This window comes from Aeromicrobium sp. P5_D10 (genome assembly GCF_054049535.1).
The window spans coordinates 1-742 of the sequence record NZ_JBFUME010000028.1; the positions used below are offsets into that span (position 1 = coordinate 1).

Here is a 742-nt window from a genome sequence, read left to right on the forward strand (position 1 = left end):
CCCTTAAGGGGGCGGCCTCGACCCATTTCCATGCCCTTTTGTGGGATTGAGCCCCATGCGACAGTGAACGTCATCGCTTGTTCGGTGTGGGAGAATCAGTGTGCTGCACCCGCATCACGGTGCCCACACTCTTTGTGCAAAATACATAGTGAAACATGGAAGGACGACTCATGGCCGAGTCGAGAAACCCCCGTCAAGGCGGCGGACAGTCCAGTGGCGGCCGATCCGGCGGGCGAGGCCCCAGCTCAGGTGCCCCCCGTGGTGGGCGCGACCAACGCGGCACCGGCGCACCCCGCCCCAACACCCGCGACACCAAACCCGGCCGCGACGGTAAACCTTCGCGCGACGGCAAGCCTCGCCGTGATGGCAAGTCGTATGACGCACCGAGGAATCGTCGTCAAGAAGAGGGCGACCGGACCGCAGCGCAGAAGATCTACGACGGTCCGCCGATCCCCGATGACATCAGCGCAAAAGATCTCGACAAACACGCCCGTCAGGCGCTGCAGGCGCTTCCGGAAAAGCTGGCCGACAAAGTGGCCCGCCACCTGGTGATGGCCGGTCTGCTGATGGCAGAAGATCCTGAAACCGCCCATAAGCATGCCCTGGCAGCTCGCGCGCGCGCCACGCGTACGGGACTCGTCCGCGAAGCCTGCGGTGAAACTGCCTACGCCGCCGGTAAATGGGCCGAGGCGCTCTCAGAATTCCGCACCGCCCGCCGCATGAACGGCAACACCGCCTACGC

The 742-nt window shown here is 64.6% G+C and carries 1 pseudogene; it reads left to right on the forward strand.

Annotated features, from left to right (window positions below):
• Window positions 1–170: 170 nt before the first annotated feature.
• Window positions 171–742 (forward strand): annotated as a pseudogene (locus ACXJKC_RS21740) (tetratricopeptide repeat protein); the annotation flags it as partial.